We start from the raw sequence: 17,778 nt of genomic DNA on the forward strand, positions 1-17,778 counted from the left end.
CGCTCTGTCCGATGGGCGCGACCAGATGGGATAGCCGATGACAGACGATGCCGATGCCGTCCGCGCGTGGTGGCGCACCTCGATCATTGATATGGAACCTGGCAAGATCGCCTTTCGCGGCCACCCGGTTGAGGCGCTGATCGGCGCAGTCAGCTTCCCGCAAATGATCTGGCTGATGACCCGCGGCGATCTTCCCACGCCCGAGCAAGGGGCGCTGCTAGAGGCAGCCTTGGTGGCGGGCGTTGACCACGGCCCGCAAGCGCCGTCCATCGCGGCGGCGCGGATGGCAGCGACCTGCGGCGTTGGCCTGAACAACGTGATGGCAACGGGGGTGAATATGCTCGGCGATGTCCACGGCGGTGCGGGGGAGCAATGCGCCGAGCTTTACACAGACATTGCCGGTCGCATGGACGCGGGCACCCCGCAAGACGCGGCCCTTGACGCGGCCCTTGCCGATTGGCGCACGGCTCACGGCAAAATCATCCCGGGCTTTGGTCACCGCTTCCACAAACCCACCGATCCCCGCGCCCCGCGCCTGATGGGCTTGGTGCGAAAGGCCGCGAAAGCGGGCGTGGTGCAGGGCGGTTTCGCCGACATTGCCGAGGCGCTGCAAACGCGGATCGGCCAAGACCGAGGCGCTCCCATCGCGATGAATATCGACGGGGCGACAGCGGTGATCTTCTGTGAGTTGGGCTTCGCGCCGCCCCTGGCGCGGGGCCTGTTTTGCTTGTCGCGCTCTGTCGGCATCCTCGCCCACGGGTGGGAGCAGATGCAGCAGGGGGGCCGAAACAAGGGCCCGATGCCCCCGGCCTACCTGCCACGCTACATACCGGACGCGGGCGAAACCTAAGACGGATCGCGCCGCTTGGTCGCCTTTGGGGCGCGGGGTTTGCGCGGCTTCGGCGCGCCTTTTCCACCGGTCTCAGCGGCGGCCGCGCGGCGGGCTTTGTTCTTCTTACTGTTGGGTTTGCCGGTTGTGGGCGCACCTAGACGTGCCCCGGGATTAGCCGCCGCTTTACCCTCGGGCCGCGTGGGGCGCTCAAACCCTGCGCCGCCGTCGGGCTTGCTGTTCTTGTGGCGTGGCTTGCGGGCCTTCCACGGCTCGGCCTGTGGTAAATCCGGCTTGCTCTCGGCCGCGTTATGGCGCGGCTTGCCGCCAGTGGCGGACTTCTTCGGCTTCTTCTTGCGCGGCTCTGGCGCGTCGTTCCAATCAATCGGCTTGGAGTGCCCCGGCTTTGGGGCGCTCGGTTTTGGAGCGCTCGGTTTTGGCGCGTCATGGTCGCGTGGCGCAGGCTTGGGCCCGCGACGATCATTGGACTTGTTGGTGCGCGGTTTGCGATCTTGGGGGGCATCGCCACGGGGCGGGCGCGGGCCGCGATCCATGGTGGGGGCGCTGTCCAAACGGGTCAGCGCCGCGCCGTCTTCAAGCTGCATCTTGCCACCAATGGCCGACAGGAAGCCATCGACGGCGCTTTCGCGCAGCTCAATGAACGAAGCTTCGTGATGAATGCGGATTGCGCCCACATCTTCGCGGCTGATCTTGCCCATCTTGCACAGCATCGGCAACAAGCGACGCGGCTCTGCGCCCACCGCTTGGCCCCCGGCAAGAGAGAACCAGACGCTCGGCCCGAAGGGTTTGCGTTCGGGCGCGGCGGTGATGTCAGACAATTCTTCCGGGGCGGAACGCTTCTCGCGGTACATCCGCACATAGGCGGCGGCCAGTTGCTCGGCGGAATACATCTCGGCCAAACGCGCCACCGCGTCGCGGTTGGCGGGCTCAACTTCCGCCTCCCAATCGCTGCTTTGCATCATCCGCTCATCATCTTTCGCGGTGACTTCTTCGGCCGAAGGTGCGTCGGCCCAAATGGCGGTCAGCTTGGCCCACCCCAACAGGCGTTGCGCTTTCTTGCGGGCAGCTGGCGGCACGATCAGGGCAGAAACCCCCTTGCGTCCAGCGCGGCCCGTGCGGCCGGACCGGTGCAACAACGTGTCTTGGTTCGTGGGCAATTCGGCGTGGATCACCAGCTCCAAGTTAGGCAAGTCAATGCCGCGCGCCGCCACATCAGTGGCCACACAGACCTGTGCCCGTCCGTCGCGCATGGCTTGCAGCGCATTGGTCCGCTCCGATTGGGTCAATTCCCCCGACAGGGCCACGACCGAGAAACCCCGGTTCGACAGCCGCGTCGTCATCCGGTTCACCGTAGCGCGGGTGTTGCAGAAAACGATGGCATTGGGCGCCTCGTAGTAGCGCAAGACGTTGATGATCGCGTTCTCGGTGTCACGCGCCGACACGGTCATTGCCCGATATTCGATGTCCGAATGCTGCTTTTCGCCGGTCGTTGTAGCGATGCGCTCGGCGTTTTTCTGGTAGTTCTGTGCCAGCTTGGCAATCGCGCCGGGCACCGTGGCCGAGAATAGCAGCGTCTGCCGGTCTGAGGGCGATTCCTCCAGAATGAACTCCAGGTCCTCCCGGAAGCCCAGGTCCAACATCTCGTCGGCCTCGTCCAACACCACGGCTTTCAAGCCGGACAGGTCGATCGACCCGCGCATGATGTGGTCCTTCAGGCGGCCGGGCGTGGCTACGACGATATGGGCGCCCCGGGCCAAGGCGCGGCGTTCGTCGCGCATGTCCATGCCCCCCACGGTCGAGGCCAAGACCGCCCCCGCATGGGCAAACAGCCAGCTCAACTCGCGCTTGACCTGCATCGCCAATTCGCGTGTCGGCGCGATCACCAGGGCCAAGGGCGCACCCGCGGTTCCAAACTCTTCCGCCTCGCCAAACAGGCCCGGCGCAATCGCCAGGCCAAAGCCCAAGGTCTTACCCGACCCCGTCTGCGCCGAGACCAGCATATCCTTGCCGGTCAATTCCGGGTCCGAGACCGCCTGTTGCACCGGGGTAAGGGTGTCATACCCCTTGGCGTCGAGGGCTTTTTGAAGGGCCTGTTTCACGTCTAATCCACTTTCATCAACACGCAGCGCCTCAAGGGCGGTCGCAAGGGGCCGCACCTAACGCCTTGCACCGCAGAAGTATAGGGCACTCGCGCGTCACGGTTAGTGCCGCAACGTCGCGCTCGTGCGCCTTTCCGAAAGCGCGCCGTCCCTGCTTCCTTGTTCCAGAAATATCCTGGGGGGTTTGGGGAGCTAGCCCCCAAGGCCAGCGCTTGCCCCAAACACGCCAATCGCTGAAAAAATTGCCCGGCAACCAAGGGGATGGCTGCCGGGCGGATGAGACGCGCTGGAAGAGATCACGCGTCTTTCGAGGTGCCCCACTGGAATTAACGGGCACCCGGTCCGAACAAGATCCGCGCGCCTGTGCGCTCGGGCCTGTAACTGTCTTCGAAGTAAACTGCGGTGGAATTCTCGGCTTCGGCAATCAACGCGCCGCGCAGGGGCGGAATACCGGGCTTCGCCAGTTCAAGCGCGATCCATCGCGCCACCTGTGGCGCCGCCGCCGAGGTTCCCGACAAGCGCACCGCCGCGCCCGAACGTGTTCCCGCCCCCAAAATCCCCGGCACCGCGTGGTTCAATTCCGAGATCGCGGCGATATCCACCCCGTCCCGGTCGTTGTCCTCATCGCCTGCGCTGCTGAAGGTCGAGGCCGCCGTTGCCTGCAGACTTTCCACCTCGCGCCGCGCTAGATTGGCGGCCCGCGCCGATCCGACCCGTATCGTATGGGCGCCCGATCCGATGGCATTCGTCGTCCCCCGCCGCAGCACCCATGCGCCTTGGGTATCGGCCTCTTCCAGTCGCCCGTCAGGGGCGACGACCCGGTAGCTTGCATCTTCCAACCGCGATTGGCGGCCAAAGGGGCGGAACCCGAAGGGGGTGTCATTGCGCTGGCAGCGGATGTCCACGGTTTCCGGTGTCTCCGATGCGGTGTTCCACAGGCGCACTTGCCAATCGCCGGCGGGCAAGGTGGCCTCAGACTGGGCGAACTCACTACCGCCCAAGGCCTGCTCAAACACGGACGGCGCCAAAATCAACGTCAGCTTGTGTTGTGCAGACAGGCCGGGGGCATCGCGGTCCATTTCCTTGCGCCCAAAGCTCAGGATCGCCTCGTGATAGACCATGGCAAGGGTGCGGGTGCCATCGCTCAGGGGGTGGCCATGAAAGAACGGCACGTCCCCGTCGGGCACCGTGATCCAAGCCCCGCCTTGGGGCGGTTTTATTTCCAGCCGGAGAGGGGAAGGGAGGGTGGACAGCTGCTCAACCACCTGCCTGCGTTGGTTGGCATCCAGCCCATCCTTGATTCCCTTCACCCTCTCCAACCCGTAGGACGCAAGACTGATGGTGCGTTCCGGCCACCAGAATTCGACCACGGTGGGTGCCTTGTTTCCGGCGGCGTGCCGCAGGATCAGCGGCGCGGCGGTGTCTTCCACGGGCCGCTCATTGCCGACGATTTGCTGGCCATGGGTGCGGTCCAGATGGCTGTTGCCTGCAGGCAGGACGACCCAAGCGGGAATGCGGTGATCTTTCCACATGGCCTTTACCGCGCTGTCGATCCATTCCTCCATCGCCGCACGACCGCTTAGCGCACTGGCGTAGACCCCGTACGAGAAGTTGAGCACCACAGGCAGGCGGTCGCCCCCCGTAGGCTGCAAACGCAACGCGCGGTCCAGAATGTAGTCGATGGCGTGGGTTACATAAGACGCCATGAACGCGCCCGATGAATTGCGGGTCGCGTGGCGGGCGAGTTGCACTGCAACGATCGGACGGCGTGCTGCCAGATCAGAGGGCACTTCGCCCAGATCATTGGCGGCGGCGTCATCGCAATCATAGCCTGTTGCAAGGTCCATCACATGGGTGCCGTGGGCGGCAATACCGGCCACAGACCGCGCCATTTCCGCATTGCGATAGGCGATGTCCTGATCGGGGTAGAGCGTGCCTTCGGGGTACGTGAACAGGCTGGTGTTGATCTCGTCCTCGGTCCAATCGTGGCCGAAGGGCAGGGTATAGCCCGCCGTGGGGCGGGTGTTGCCACAGGTGGCATCCTGGTTCCAGAATGCGGCCATGCGCGTCTGGTATCGGCCCGAGGGGCCGGGCTTCAGAAACCGGGCGTGGGCAAAGGCCAGGCCGTCATCAATGATGCCCATGATGACGGTGCCCGAGGGCGCATCGAGCGGCGGGACATCGCCGCGGTCCGCCTTCGGGTTGATGCAAAAGGCCCGCTGCATCACCGGGGCGGTCTCGTCGGGATGGGCAGAGAAAACCTCCCGGTCCACGGGCGTGGCGATATTGGCGGGCAGGTCACCGATCAGGCCGCGCAGCCACCAGTCGCTGGCTGGGGTTTGTACGGAGGCCGATTTGCCGCCTCCGTCCATCCGCGTCGCTGATCCCCACCCCCAAGTCATCACGTCACCTTTGCGTCTCGACAGAGGTGGACCATTCGGCCTTGGCCAGCGTGTAAAGCTGGGTCAAAGCCAACGTGGCCGGGTGCGATTGCAGCGCGTAGGCCAGCGGCGTCGCATAAGTCACCGATGTGTTGGTGCTGGGATCTGCGACGCTCAAGGGGTCCGGCCCGAAGATACCTGCAACGCTTTCATAGGTGAAATCTGCGCCGCCATAGGCGTCGCCTTCACAATGCCACCCGTTTGCATGGCCCGCGCTTCCGGCCATCTCGAGGATATAGCCGCCAAGGGACACGCCAAGGGTGGCCCCCGCCGCACTATCCACGGGGAAGTGGACCCCCGCCACCGTGCGGTTCTGGGCAATCCGCGCGGCTTGGCGAAGCAATTGCTGCTCCGCGAGGTGGGGCCGATGCTGCGCACAAAGGGAGAGGTCGCGCAGGATCGTGGCGGCGAGGAACGCTTCGGTCGCATGGCCAGAGGGCAAACTGCCGTGGCCCGGTGTCTGGATCATCGGATGGACCTGCGCCGAGAATTCATTCGGGCGCCGGCACGCGAGCAGATGCTTGCACTGCATCTCGATCAGCGACACAGCCTCCAGCGCGGTCTGGATCAGCTCATACGTCCAGCGATGCCGCCCCGGATGAAGGGGCAGGACAGCCCCGAACGGGGTAATCAGATCGGTCAGTTGTTGCAGGACTTCCGGCGTCCGCTCGACCCGTTGGTCGGCGTAATATTCCAGATAATTCAGCTGCTTGGCGAAAGTATCGTTGCCGGGGCGGTCCAGGCGCGCAATCTGCGTGCCGTCGTGCAAGCTCACGCTCACTGCATCGGGGGTGCCGCTGATGGGGCGCACTGCAAGGGTGGCCGCGATTTCCTGCACGATAATCATCACGCGCACATCGGCGGACCATGTGTGCAGGTTCGCGGGATCGTTGAAGGGCAAGGGGTCAGGGCGCGGGGCGTCCTGGGTCCAGGTCCACGGACCGGCGCTACTGGCGTGACCCATGATAAGCGCTGCCGCCGCCGAAGCAGGCGCACCGGAGGCAGAGGAGAATTGCCCGTGCTGGCCATGCTGTCCGTGCTGCCCGTGTTGGCCATGTTGCCCGTGCTGACCATGTTGCCCGTGCTGACCGTGTTGGCCATGCTGACCATGTTGGCCGCGCTGCACAGAAGTAAAACTGCTTGTCGTCATGATGCCCCACCCGGCAATTTACCTTGCGTAAGGGAAACCGGCATTTCAGGTGCGATTTTGTCAACGGCAGGTTAATTTTCGTGCTAGAAACCCTGTGACTATAACGCTTTTTTAACGATGTTGACGCCCGGCAGCGGGCGCATGCACGCACAAACTTGGGACGCGACATGGCGAAACCTGTCCACAGCTTGACGCTGCTCGGCCCGTTCCATTTGCGGTCGCCGACGGGTGGGATCATTGAAATCAAATCAAAAAAAGCCCGTGCCATCGTGGCGGCTTTGGCCACGGGGCGCGATATGGCCCGACCCCGCGCGTGGTTGCAGGAGCATTTGTGGAGCGACCGGACCCAGGCGCAATCGGGCCTGTCGATGCGCCAATGCCTCCACTCTCTGCGCCGCGATCTGGGGGATAGCAGTGGCATTCTTCTGGTCGAGAAAGGACAGTTGCGCCTCGATCCTGAACAGGTCTGGGTGGATGCCGCCGACGATGCGCATCTGACGGAACTGGCTGAACAGACGGTTGAGGCCCCGGTTTTTCTGGACGGGCTGTCCATTGCTGATCCTGCGTTCCAGGGCTGGCTCAAGGACCGCCGGTCGCACTTTGGCAAACGACTTGGCGGGCGGAAGCGGCCGAACACGCGGGCCTTGCCGCGCCCCATTGTGATCCGTGCGAAACCGGACGACGCCACGGACTCGCAGACCTACAACACCGTTCTGCAAGACCTGATCTGCAAAAGCATTGATGACCAGGGCCGCATTCAACTGCTGGATGAGGGGGCTATGTTGGGCCTGTCTCAAGCCGATGCCAGCCGCGCCTTTCGGGTTCAGGTCAACAGCATGGATACCGGCGGGATGCGCGGCGTTTCGGTGAACCTGACCCGCTCGGTCGATGGGACAGTTTTTACCAATCTGACGCGCCTGTCCGATGATGTGGACATGATTGATTTGGTCAATCAGGCGGTTGTGCATTCGCTGGAGGAAATCGCCAGCTACGGGGCTGACATGCCAGCCGACAAGATTGCCACGGCGATGTGTATGCGGGCGATGCATTCGGTCACGAATTATGCCGCCACCACAATCGAGAACGCCGACACGCTGATCGCGAAAGCCTATGAAATAGACCCGCAGCCGGTGTTTCTGGCATGGCGCGCCTATCTGCGCACCTTTCTGTTGGGCGAGGGGGGCGGCGCGAATACGCAAGCGATCCGAGAGGAGATGGAGCGGTTCATCATGCTCGCGGAGGAGCAGGACCCCGAAAACTCGATCGTCCTGTCCCTGGCCGCTTTCATCCACTCCATGTGGCTTTTGTCCAATGAAGAGGCGTTGGAATTGGCGCAGCGCAGTCATGGTTTGAACCCGTCCAACCCCTTCGGTATCGCGTATCTGGGGATGGTCCACACCCACCTTGGGAATTTTGAAGAGGGCTACCGCCTGACCCGCCGCGCCAATGGGCTCTCGGTGAGCCGCAATGCCAAATCCTCGATCCGTTATGTGGCGATGCGCTCGGCTGCCTGCGCCGGGCGCTACACCGAAGCGATCAAAATCGGAGAGGTTCTGGGCCGCGACGCGCCGCAGTTTCTGGCGCCAAAGCGGTTGATGGGGATGCTCTATATGAAGGTCGGACGGGTGGCGGACGCCGAGGCGATGGTCGAAACCCTGCGCCGGTTCGAGCCCGATTACGGCATGGACAAGATGCGCGATGCCTTCCGCGCCTCGCCCCTGTTGAACGCCAGTAAACTGGGCCGGGCCCGTTAACCTTCCGACGTTATCGGTGGCGCTGTGATCGCGTCGCGCACAACATCGGCCAAGCCGGTCAAATGCTCGGCCAAGGGGCTGGATTTACGCCATGCCATGCCAATCGTGCGCTTGGGTGTGACCTGATCGAAGCGGGCGACGGACACGGCGGCAGAGCGTGTTTCAACCTCGACCGCCATGTCAGGGATCAACGTCACGCCGATCCCAGCGCCGACCATCTGCACCAAGGTGGAAAGGCTGGAGCCGTCCAAACCCTCGGTGGGTAAGTTGTTGCGAAGGTTGCAAAAAGAAAGGGCCTGGTCTCGAAAGCAGTGGCCCTCTTCCAACAGCAGAAGCCGCATTTGCGCCAAGGCGTCCCCATCGGGCACCGGCTTGTCGGCGTCGGCCTGAGGGCGCACGAGGACGAAATCTTCGTCATGCAGGGGCACTTCGGTCAAGGTGGGTTCAGAGATCGGCAGCGCCAGAATGGCGGTGTCCAGGCGCCCGGCGGTCAGGTCTTCCAGCAGGCGCGGCGTTAACGTCTCGCGGATATGCAGATCCACCTGCGGGTAGTGCAGGCCAAGGGCGCCGATCACGCGGGGCAAAAGGTAGGGGGCGACGGTGGGGATCACCCCAAGACGCAGACGCCCGGTCAGGCCACCGTGGGCTGCACGCGCAAGATCATCCAAGGCGTCAACGGCGCGCAAAATCTCTTTCGCGCGGGCCAGCACGGTTTCGCCAAACCCGGTGACCCGCACGTTGCGCGGGGTGCGTTCAAACAGGGGCAGGCCGAAGCTGTCCTCCAGTTCCTTGATTTGCATCGACAGCGCCGGCTGGGTCACGTTACAGGCCGCCGCCGCATGGCCGAAGTGCCCGTGACGGGCCAGAGCATCCACATATCTGAGTTGTTTCAGGGTAAGATTTCTCATAAGTTTAACTTATCAGGCATATCAGAATATACAACTGTAGCTAATCGGATTGGGGTGTTAGGTATGTCGCAATCGCGACTCACAGTGGGTGTGGTCGCCGTCAGCTACTGTCAGCAGGGGAGTTAATACTATGGACGGGAATGCACATTCTGAGGGTTGCCCAGTCATGCACGGCGGCAAGGGCCGTCCCATGGGCACGTCGGCCAACCAGCACTGGTGGCCAAACCAGTTGAACTTGAAACCTCTGTCGGCGAACTCTGAAAAGCTCGACCCGATGGATGCGGGCTTTGACTACGCGCAAGAATTCCAGAAACTGGATATGGCGGCTGTGAAGGCCGATATCGCGGCCTGCCTGAAGGATAGCCAAGATTGGTGGCCTGCGGATTATGGCCACTACGGCCCGCTGATGATCCGCATGGCGTGGCACTCGGCAGGCACCTACCGCACCTATGACGGTCGCGGCGGGGCCAGCACCGGGACGCAGCGTTTCGCGCCGTTGAACTCGTGGCCCGATAACGGCAACCTCGACAAAGCGCGCCGCATCCTTTGGCCGATCAAGGAGAAGTATGGCCGCAGCCTGTCCTGGGCCGATCTGCTGATCCTGGCGGGCAACGTGGCGTTGGAGGACATGGGTCTGAAAACCTTCGGTTTCGCAGGCGGTCGCGTCGATGTGTGGGAGCCGGAAGAGGACATCTACTGGGGTGCAGAGACCGAGTGGCTGGCCACATCGGACATGGAAAACACCCGTTACGGAGAAAAACGCACGCTGGACAACCCGCTGGCTGCCGTGCAGATGGGCTTGATCTATGTGAACCCGGAAGGCCCGGACGGAAACCCCGATCCGCTGGCCTCGGCCTTCGATATCCGCGACACCTTTGCCCGCATGGCAATGAATGATGAAGAAACCGTCGCGCTGGTGGCCGGTGGTCATACATTCGGCAAGGCCCACGGTGCAGGCGATCCTGAATTGGTCGGCTCCGAGCCGGAAGCCGCCGACGTGACCGAGATGGGTCTTGGATGGGCCAATGGGTTCGAATCCGGCAAGGGCGTGCACACGACGACCTCGGGCGTGGAAGGGCCATGGACGCCCACGCCGACCCAGTGGGACCACACGTATTTCGATATGCTGTTCGGGCACGAGTGGGAATTGACGAAATCGCCCGCAGGCGCAAACCAATGGCGTCCGGTGGATTATGAGAACGACCAGGCACCACAGGTCGATGGCAACGGCACTGTGCCGTTGATGATGACCACAGCCGATATCGCCCTGCGCATGGATCCGGCCTACGAGAAGATCAGCCGTGATTTCCACGCCAACCCCGAGAAGTTCGCCGACGCTTTCGCCCGCGCCTGGTACAAGCTGACTCACCGCGATATGGGCCCGATCCAGCGCTACCTTGGCGATGAGGTTCCTTCGGAGGAGCTGTTGTGGCAAGATCCGGTGCCGATGCCCCAGGGCGAACAGGTCAGTGCCGCAGATGTGGCCGTGCTGAAGGGCGCTATTCTTGAAGCAGGCTTGTCGGTGCAGGAACTGGTGCGCGTGGCGTGGGCTTCGGCCTCAAGCTACCGTGACAGTGACAAACGCGGCGGTGCCAACGGTGCCCGCATCCGCTTGCAGCCTGCACGCGGTTGGGAGGCGAACAATCCGGCAGAGCTGGATAAGGTTCTACCAGTGCTGGAAAGCATTGCAGAGGCGTTCAATGCCAAGGGCGGGGCGCAGATCTCGGTTGCGGATGTGATCGTTCTGGCCGGTGGTGTCGGTGTCGAGGCGGCAGCCGCCGCAGCAGGACACACGATCGAGGTGCCATTCACCCCCGGTCGCGGTGATGCAACGCAAGAGCAGACCGATGTTGAAAGCTATGACGTGCTCGCGCCCACATCCGACGGGTTCCGCAACTACCACTCGGACAAGGCCCTGCGCGAACCGGCAGAGATGCTGGTGGACAAGGCGGCATTGCTGGGGCTGACCGCACCGGAGATGACCGTATTGGTCGGCGGCATGCGGGCCATGGGCGCGACCTTTGAAAACAGGGGCGAAGGGGTGCTGACGCAGACGCCGGGCACGTTGAACAACGCCTTCTTCAAGAACGTGCTGGATATGGGCACCGTTTGGAGCAAGGCCGACAGTGGCGTGCTGGAAGGCCGCGACCGCGCCAGCGGAGAGGTCAAGTGGACCGCGACGGTGGTGGACTTGGTGTTCGGCTCCAACAGCCAGCTGCGGTCCTTCGCCGAGGTCTATGCCAGCGCCGACGCGGAGGCCAAGATGGTCTCCGACTTCGTAGCGGCATGGGTCAAGGTAATGGAAAACGATCGCTTTGATCTGCACCGTTAAGCGTGACGGTACTGAAAAAGGGGGGGCGCGCCGGGGATCTGGCGCGCCCCTTTTTTGTGGTGATGTGTTTGTGGCCACGTGTTTGTCGCGATGTGTTGGAGGGGTTCTGCATCGGGGGTCCAGCCCCCCACGCGGTTTTTCCGAGTGGAAAAACGCGCGCTCCCCCCGGAGGTGTATTGGCCAAGATGAAGGGGGGAGCGGCGCGGATCAGCGGCGTTTGTCGCGGTGGTAGGTGAGGGCCATGGCGGCGAGTTGTTGGAAAGCCGCGTCAGGGAAGGGGGCGGAGGCGGGCAGGACGACGGCGCGGTTCCCGAGGTATGTGAATTCCGTGGGGAAGATGGCGCGATACCTGTCGAGGAGCGTGGTGGAGCAAGGCACGAAGAGGGTTGGTTTGCGGTTGGTGGCCCCAAGGCGCAGGGTGGTACCGGCCTTCCCGGCGGGAAGGTAGGCGGGTTGGCCCCATTTGAGGGTCTCGGTCAGGGGAGCGGTTTGGGTGGTTTGGGCCGCGGCAAAGATCAGCGCACGCGCCCTAAGCAGGCGCTCGGGCAGGAGGGAGAGGGCGGCAGCGACCCCTGGGGGAATGGGCGGGGGCATGGTCAAGATGCGCGGAGGAAGTTTGGGATGCAGGCCTCCAGCCCCGCGGGGAGGACCAGCCAAGCGCCGGATTGGTAGAGGCGCGCGACGAGGTTTTCGGCGTCGCTGCGAAGGGTGAGGGAGATCGCAGAGCGTCCGGTGATGGCGATGTCCTGGGGCAGGGTCGCGATGAACCTGTCGGACGGGAAGGGTACGAAGGCAGCGGGGGCTGCGCCGCCGAGGGCCATGACGGTTGCAAGGGTGGCGATCCAGCCGATCAGCAGGAAGGGAAGGCCGAGGAGGAGGCGTCTAATAGTCATGGATATGCTCGAGCCTTAGGCCACGGGCGTCCAAGGTGCGCAGCGCGGCGGCGAGGTCCTGGACCGGCACCAGAAACAGGTGGCGTGTGTCGCCGTAGCCTTGGCGCGGGAGGTTGGCCAAGGCGCCGTCCTGGGTGGCCGCGTCGGAGGTGGCGGTGAACATGATTTGATCGTTGCCTGCCATATCGAGGAAGGTGGCACCTTGGGCGGCCCAATCGGCAAGGATGCGGGTGAGCTCTCGGTAGCGGGGTGTTTCGACCTCGAACCCGGCAGAAGTTTCGCGGATCACGCGGACGCCATCGGTGCCGGTGAGGGTTTCCACGGGGAGGTCAGAGACCACCATTTGCAGCGTTAGATCGTCGTAGCCCGTGGCCGCAACGGCTTGGGCAATCACATCGGCATAGGCGGCACGGGCGAGGTGTTCGAGCCCGAGGGAGAAGGCGCGTTCGCGGTCCCGGAAGGCATCGGTGGCGACCTGGTTCAGGGCGGCGGCGTCGCCACGGAAATCGTAGCGATACCAGGGGACTTGCTGCAGGAAGGCGGCGTAGGCGGCGGCTTGTTGGGCCGAGAGATGATCGAGCCGAGCGTGTCGGGGGCCGCGGATCAGGGTGGCGGCGCGGCCTATGGTTTCCTCGTAGGCGGCCTTCATCAACATCTCGAAGGTGAACGACACGCCGATGACGTGGACGAGTTGGCGGGTCTCTGCGTCGATCTCACCCAGGGATGCCGCTTGGGTCGTGAGGGTGCAGAGGGAGCTCCAGTACCCAAAAATGGCACGTAAGTAGCTGAAATCATGAGGGTCTCCTTCGCGGATGACCTCGGCGTAGTCATCATAGGCGTGGACGATGTGCCATTCAGGATAGGTCAGGAGGGTGCGGATTTCGGGGCGCGTTTCACCGGATAGAGGCGCGGAGGGGGCGGGGGTCGCCCTGCCGCGGCACATGGTTTCCACATAGATTACGGGGCTTGCCAGCCCGATCACGAGGATCAGAACCACCAGCAAGGCACGTTTGATGAACCGCCCCAGCGCCCTCATGCGCGGCGCGCCGCGATGCCGGAGACGAGGGCGACAAAGCCCAGGCCGATGTGAGGGACGTTGGCCATGATGCGCTGAAAGGACCAGTCCATACCGAGGGCCTCGTTGGTGAAGATGCCGAAGTCCAGATAGCCCCAGCCGGTGAAGATGCCGAAGATGCCGTCGCCCAGATAGGCCGCGCCGAAGAGGATCAGGAAGGTGCGGGCGGAGCGGTTATTGATCAGGCCAGCAAGGAAGGCCCAGATGGCGGAAACGAGGTGGAGTGCGTCGTCGAATGGGTCAAGGGCGAAGATGCCGAAGGCAAGGCCCGCGTCATCGGTGAGGCCGGGGATGTAGTTGATGGCAGCCGCCCCCAGGAGGATGACGGCGTAGACGAGGCAGAGGCGGCGAATGAAGCTCATGGTGCGGTCCCTTGTTGCGGATGGGCAGTTTGGTTGGGGCGGGAGCGAGGGGCCGGCCCCTCGCGCTCCCCGGGATATTTGAAGAACGAGGAATTGGGGGAGTTTAGAGGGCCGAGAGGTAGCTGTCCCATAGGTTATTGCGCAGGGTGAGCGTCGGGTCGAGGGCGCGTTTTGCGGCGGCGAATTCTGGCGCACGGGGATAGGCGCGCTGGAATTGGTCCGGTGTGGCATGGGGGCGGTAGGGCAAGTAATACGTGCCGCCGATGGCGATGATCCGCTCGATCAGGGCGCGTGTCATGCGGGCGTGGTCGGCCTCGGCACGGGGGGTGAGTTCCTGGGTGAAGGACATCACCGCGGCGATGCGGGGGGTGGGGGAGTGGGGCAGGAGGCTGTCGGTATCGCTGTCCACGAAGCGCAGGGTGACGTTTAGAAACTCCACGAAGGCATCGGGGATCACGTCGCGGCAGGCGGTCAGGAAGCCATCGAAGGCGTCGAAGGGCAAGAAATATTCGTGCAGGATATCGACACGGGTCGGGTCGCGGTCATCGAGGGTTATGACCGGCTCATTCATCAGGGAATTCCGGGTGGAGGGGCCCGCGAGGCGCGGCGCGAGGGAGGATTCCATCCACCAGCGCCAGTCCTTCATGCCCTCGCGGCCCACCTGGCCCCGGTAGAGGTAGGAGGCGGCGTAGGACATCCAGCCCGATTCCGTGGCGGGGGGGATATCGGTTTGGTCCAGCGTCGGCGAATAGGTGACTAAGAGCGCCTCATCGAAGAGGGTTTCACGGGTGACGTTCAGGCGCCCGTAGGCCATGGGCATCGTCGGATCATCCACGGCGGTGCGGAAGGCAGTGGGGAAATCGGCAGCGGGCATAGGCGTAAAGGAGGGCGCGAGGCGTTGGTTGGGGACCATATCGACCTCTAGATCCACGATCAGGCCCGCGAGGCCGTAGCCGCCCACGGCGAGGTTGAAGAGATCCGCGTTTCGGGTGCGGGAGGCGGTGACGAGGTCTCCGCCAGGCAGGACCATGCGGATTTCACGCACGGTCGCGCCCATGGGGCCATAGGGGACGGGCCAGCCATGGGCATTGACGGAAAACGTCGCGGCGACGCCGAAGTCGTGGTTGGATTGCATCACTGCGGGAGAGAAGCCCAGTGGATCGAGGGCCGAGATCACATCGCGCCAGCGCGCGCCGCCGTTCACACGGTAGGTTTGATTGGCCGTGTCGGGTTCGATCCAGGCGTCGTCCACGGTGATGGCGTGGCCATCGCGCGGGATGGATTGCCCGCCCATGGAGTGGCGCGCGGCGCTGACGCAAAGGGGGCGTGCGTCGGACCGGGCGGCGGCAAGCTCGGCCCGGAAGGCCTCGATCAGGGCGTCACCGTGGGCGGCGGGTCGGGTGTGGGTGCGGATCGAGGTGGCCGACAGTTCCGACGCATCGTTGAGCACCAGAGGAGCGGGAGGGGGGGCGCCCAAGCGGGAGACACCGTCAATTTGGGACAGGCCGGGTGCCCATGCATTGCCGAGCCCGTAGCCTGCGGCCGCGCCTGCGCCGAGCAGAAGGCCCCTGCGTGACATCTTTCCCAAACGGCTCATGGTTAGCACCTTTAACGAGACTTCTCAATAATAATGAACGATGTTCATTTATTTGTAAATGGGCAAATCCCGGCGCGACGTTGGGGTTTGAAATGGTCGAACAACGACAGAAGACCTTTGGGGCGAGGTGAAAGGAGGTCGCTTTCGGGCATGACAGGGCGGGTGCTGGGGGGAAGGGTTAAGCGGTCTGGCAGGAGGTTGGGATGCAGGTTGGATTTATCGGGTTAGGATCTGTTGGCGGCAAGCTGGCGGGATCACTGTTGCGCAACGGGGTGGCGCTGTCGGTGCACGATCTGGAGGCGGAGGCTGTCGCGGGAATGGTGACGCGCGGGGCCCGCGCTGGCGGCGATCCGGCGGCGATGATGCGCCAGTGCGATGTGGTGATTACCTGTCTGCCGTCGCCCGCGGCCTCGGCCATCGTGGTGGAGGCGATGCTGCCGGAGGTGCGAGAGGGTAAGATCTGGATGGAGATGTCTACCACCGACGCCGCGGAGATCTTGCGGTTGGCGCCGATGGTTGCGGCCCGCGGGGGGGCGGTTGCGGAATGCCCGGTCTCGGGCGGATGCCACCGGGCGGATACGGGCAACATCTCGATCTATATGAGTGGGGAGAGGGCGGTGTTTGACCGGGTCTTGCCGCTGCTGACCAAGATGGGGCGGCGGGTGCTGCATACGGGGCCGCTTGGGGCGGCCTCGACCCTGAAGGTAATGACGAACTATCTGGCGACGACCCATTTGTTGGCCTTGTGTGAGAGCCTTGCGGTGATGAAAGCGGCAGGGGTTGATTTGGCGGTGGCTTACGAGGCGATTGCGGTGTCGTCGGGCAACTCATTTGTGCACGAGACCGAAAGCCAGTTGATCTTGAGCGGGTCGAGGGATGTGAATTTCACGCTTGATTTGATCCAGAAGGATGTGGGCTTGTTTCAGGCCATTGCCGAGCGAAATAACGTGCCATTGGAGCTATCGCCCAAGGTGATTGAGATGCTGAGCGAGGGGCAGAGGGTCCTGGGACACGCGGCGCAGAGCGACCGGATGATCGAGTTGCTGGAGGCCGCAACGGGCTTGGACGTGCGGGCCGAGGGGTTTCCACAGGTTCTGGTGGATGAGGAGTCGGAAGAGTCCGGGTATGAGGTTGTCGTCAGGAGGGGTTAAGTGGCGGTGCGGCGCGCGGTGTGGGCCGGGAGAGGTTGGAGAGTTGTATTTGCCAAGATGAAGGGGGAGCGGCGCGCAAGATTGGCGGGATTGGGCGTTATTGGGGGGCGATGCGGCCGCGAAGCGTTTTGGCCATGCGGCGGTAGCCTGCACGGTGGCGGTTGCGCAGGTGCATGGCGGTGAAGACCGGTTGCGTGATGGCGGGGGCATCGGGGACGCGGTGGGCGGTGCCCTCGTCGATGAGGGTTTGGGCCATCTCAGAAGGCAGGTAGGTGGTGCCCCCGAGAGCGATGAAGAGACCGCGGACGGCGGCGGCTTGGCCGCTGGAGACGCTGCCGAGGCTGAGGCCGGGATGGAGGGCGGCGTGGGTCTGGCTGAAGGCGGGGGCATAGGCGGGGAGGATGTAATCGGTCGGAGAGACGTCTTTGAGCGGCTGTTGGGATGTGGAGACCATGTGATAGGTCACGTCGCCCATGCTTTCAAAATAGAGGTCTGGCGAAGGGCGCGGGGTGAAAACGATGCCCAGGTCGAGGACGCCGTTTTCGAGGTCGCGACACATTTGGATGGAGTAGTCGCCATCCACGTAGAAGCCGCAATCGGGCAGGGCTTGGCGCAGGGCGGCGAGCCAATCGGCGACGTGGTTGTCGATCAGATCGTGTTGGATGCCGATGCGCAGCATGACGGCGGAGCCTGTGGGTTTCACATCGGCCTGTCCATCTGCCCAAGCGCGTCGGAGCACGCGGGCGTGGGTCTCGAAGCGCAAGGCGGCGGTGGTGGGTTGGGTGCCGGAGCGCGACCGCTCGAACAGGCGTTCGCCCAAGGCTTTTTCCAAAGCTTTGACCCGGCCCGAGATCGTGGATTGGGTGACGCCGAGCCTGTCGGCTGTGCGATTGAAGGACCCCGTGTCGAGGAGGTCTAGGAAGGTTTCGATTTGGTCGATCTGCATGGGGGCGTTCCTTGGGGCGGTTTGGGTGGGGGCGCTGCCCCCGCGTCTTTTCCAAAGGAAATGACGCTTCCCCCGGAGGTGTTTTCGCCAAGATGAAGGAGGCGGAGACTAATCGGTTTTCTCGATTAATACAGATGTGATCAGCGAATTGAAGTCAAAAGCGGATGGCGTAATACTGGAGTGAAACAGGGAATTGGCGCGTTGGTTTTTAGGCGCATCG

Annotated in this window: 14 protein-coding genes; 4 read left to right on the forward strand and 10 right to left on the reverse strand. The window is 63.6% G+C overall.

Annotation, left to right across the window (positions count from 1 at the left end):
• Positions 1 to 37 precede the first annotated feature (37 nt).
• Complete coding sequence (locus tag AADW23_RS10815) at positions 38 to 850, forward strand: citryl-CoA lyase (RefSeq protein WP_341860947.1); 813 nt, start codon at positions 38 to 40, stop codon at positions 848 to 850.
• Here the strand turns inward: AADW23_RS10815 and AADW23_RS10820 are convergent.
• From AADW23_RS10820 to AADW23_RS10830, 3 genes are all read right to left on the reverse strand, one after another.
• Positions 847 to 2,949, reverse strand: coding sequence for a DEAD/DEAH box helicase (locus tag AADW23_RS10820; protein ID WP_341860948.1), 2,103 nt, complete (start codon positions 2,947 to 2,949; stop codon positions 847 to 849). The genes AADW23_RS10815 and AADW23_RS10820 overlap by 4 nt on opposite strands.
• A gap of 326 nt (positions 2,950 to 3,275) precedes the next feature.
• Entirely contained in the window at positions 3,276 to 5,351 is a 2,076-nt protein-coding gene (locus tag AADW23_RS10825) for a S8 family serine peptidase (RefSeq protein ID WP_341860949.1), read from the reverse strand.
• Positions 5,352 to 5,355: 4 nt separating this feature from the next.
• A complete protein-coding gene (locus AADW23_RS10830) occupies positions 5,356 to 6,540 on the reverse strand; it encodes a phosphatase PAP2 family protein (protein ID WP_341860950.1) in 1,185 nt (394 codons plus the stop codon).
• 167 nt (positions 6,541 to 6,707) lie between these two features.
• On the opposite strand from AADW23_RS10830, the gene AADW23_RS10835 reads away from it, so the two are divergent.
• Positions 6,708 to 8,294 (forward strand): hypothetical protein, encoded by a 1,587-nt coding sequence (locus AADW23_RS10835; RefSeq protein WP_341860951.1) that lies wholly within the window; start codon positions 6,708 to 6,710, stop codon positions 8,292 to 8,294.
• On the opposite strand, the gene AADW23_RS10840 is transcribed toward AADW23_RS10835, so the two are convergent.
• Positions 8,291 to 9,202 carry a hydrogen peroxide-inducible genes activator gene (locus AADW23_RS10840; RefSeq protein WP_341860952.1) on the reverse strand — a complete coding sequence of 304 codons (912 nt, stop codon included), beginning with the start codon at positions 9,200 to 9,202 and terminating at the stop codon, positions 8,291 to 8,293. The two genes, AADW23_RS10835 and AADW23_RS10840, sit on opposite strands and share 4 nt — an antisense overlap.
• A gap of 130 nt (positions 9,203 to 9,332) precedes the next feature.
• On the opposite strand from AADW23_RS10840, the gene katG reads away from it, so the two are divergent.
• Positions 9,333 to 11,534, forward strand: coding sequence for a catalase/peroxidase HPI (katG, locus tag AADW23_RS10845; RefSeq protein ID WP_341860953.1), 2,202 nt, complete (start codon positions 9,333 to 9,335; stop codon positions 11,532 to 11,534).
• Positions 11,535 to 11,741: 207 nt separating this feature from the next.
• Here the strand turns inward: katG and AADW23_RS10850 are convergent, their stop codons facing one another.
• The 5 genes from AADW23_RS10850 to AADW23_RS10870 all read right to left on the reverse strand — a co-directional run bounded on the left by AADW23_RS10850 (position 11,742) and on the right by AADW23_RS10870 (position 15,461).
• Entirely contained in the window at positions 11,742 to 12,128 is a 387-nt protein-coding gene (locus tag AADW23_RS10850) for a DUF1801 domain-containing protein (RefSeq protein ID WP_341860954.1), read from the reverse strand.
• 2 nt (positions 12,129 to 12,130) lie between these two features.
• A complete protein-coding gene (locus AADW23_RS10855; RefSeq protein WP_341860955.1) occupies positions 12,131 to 12,427 on the reverse strand; it encodes a hypothetical protein in 297 nt (98 codons plus the stop codon).
• Positions 12,417 to 13,463 (reverse strand): hypothetical protein, encoded by a 1,047-nt coding sequence (locus tag AADW23_RS10860; RefSeq protein WP_341860956.1) that lies wholly within the window; start codon positions 13,461 to 13,463, stop codon positions 12,417 to 12,419. The genes AADW23_RS10855 and AADW23_RS10860 overlap by 11 nt, the downstream gene beginning before the upstream one ends.
• Positions 13,460 to 13,864, reverse strand: coding sequence for a hypothetical protein (locus tag AADW23_RS10865; protein WP_341860957.1), 405 nt, complete (start codon positions 13,862 to 13,864; stop codon positions 13,460 to 13,462). Before AADW23_RS10865 ends, AADW23_RS10860 begins: the two co-directional genes overlap by 4 nt.
• A 103-nt stretch (positions 13,865 to 13,967) precedes the next feature.
• On the reverse strand, positions 13,968 to 15,461 hold the full coding sequence (locus AADW23_RS10870; RefSeq protein WP_341860958.1) for an FAD-binding oxidoreductase: 1,494 nt from the start codon (positions 15,459 to 15,461) through the stop codon (positions 13,968 to 13,970).
• 203 nt (positions 15,462 to 15,664) lie between these two features.
• Between AADW23_RS10870 and AADW23_RS10875 the strand changes: the two genes are divergently transcribed.
• Positions 15,665 to 16,612 (forward strand): NAD(P)-dependent oxidoreductase, encoded by a 948-nt coding sequence (locus tag AADW23_RS10875; protein ID WP_341860959.1) that lies wholly within the window; start codon positions 15,665 to 15,667, stop codon positions 16,610 to 16,612.
• Positions 16,613 to 16,709: 97 nt separating this feature from the next.
• On the opposite strand, the gene AADW23_RS10880 is transcribed toward AADW23_RS10875, so the two are convergent.
• Positions 16,710 to 17,558, reverse strand: coding sequence for a LysR family transcriptional regulator (locus tag AADW23_RS10880; protein ID WP_341860960.1), 849 nt, complete (start codon positions 17,556 to 17,558; stop codon positions 16,710 to 16,712).
• Positions 17,559 to 17,778: the final 220 nt, after the last annotated feature.

Source organism: Gymnodinialimonas sp. 57CJ19 (assembly GCF_038396845.1).
Taxonomy (GTDB): Bacteria; Pseudomonadota; Alphaproteobacteria; order Rhodobacterales; family Rhodobacteraceae; genus Gymnodinialimonas.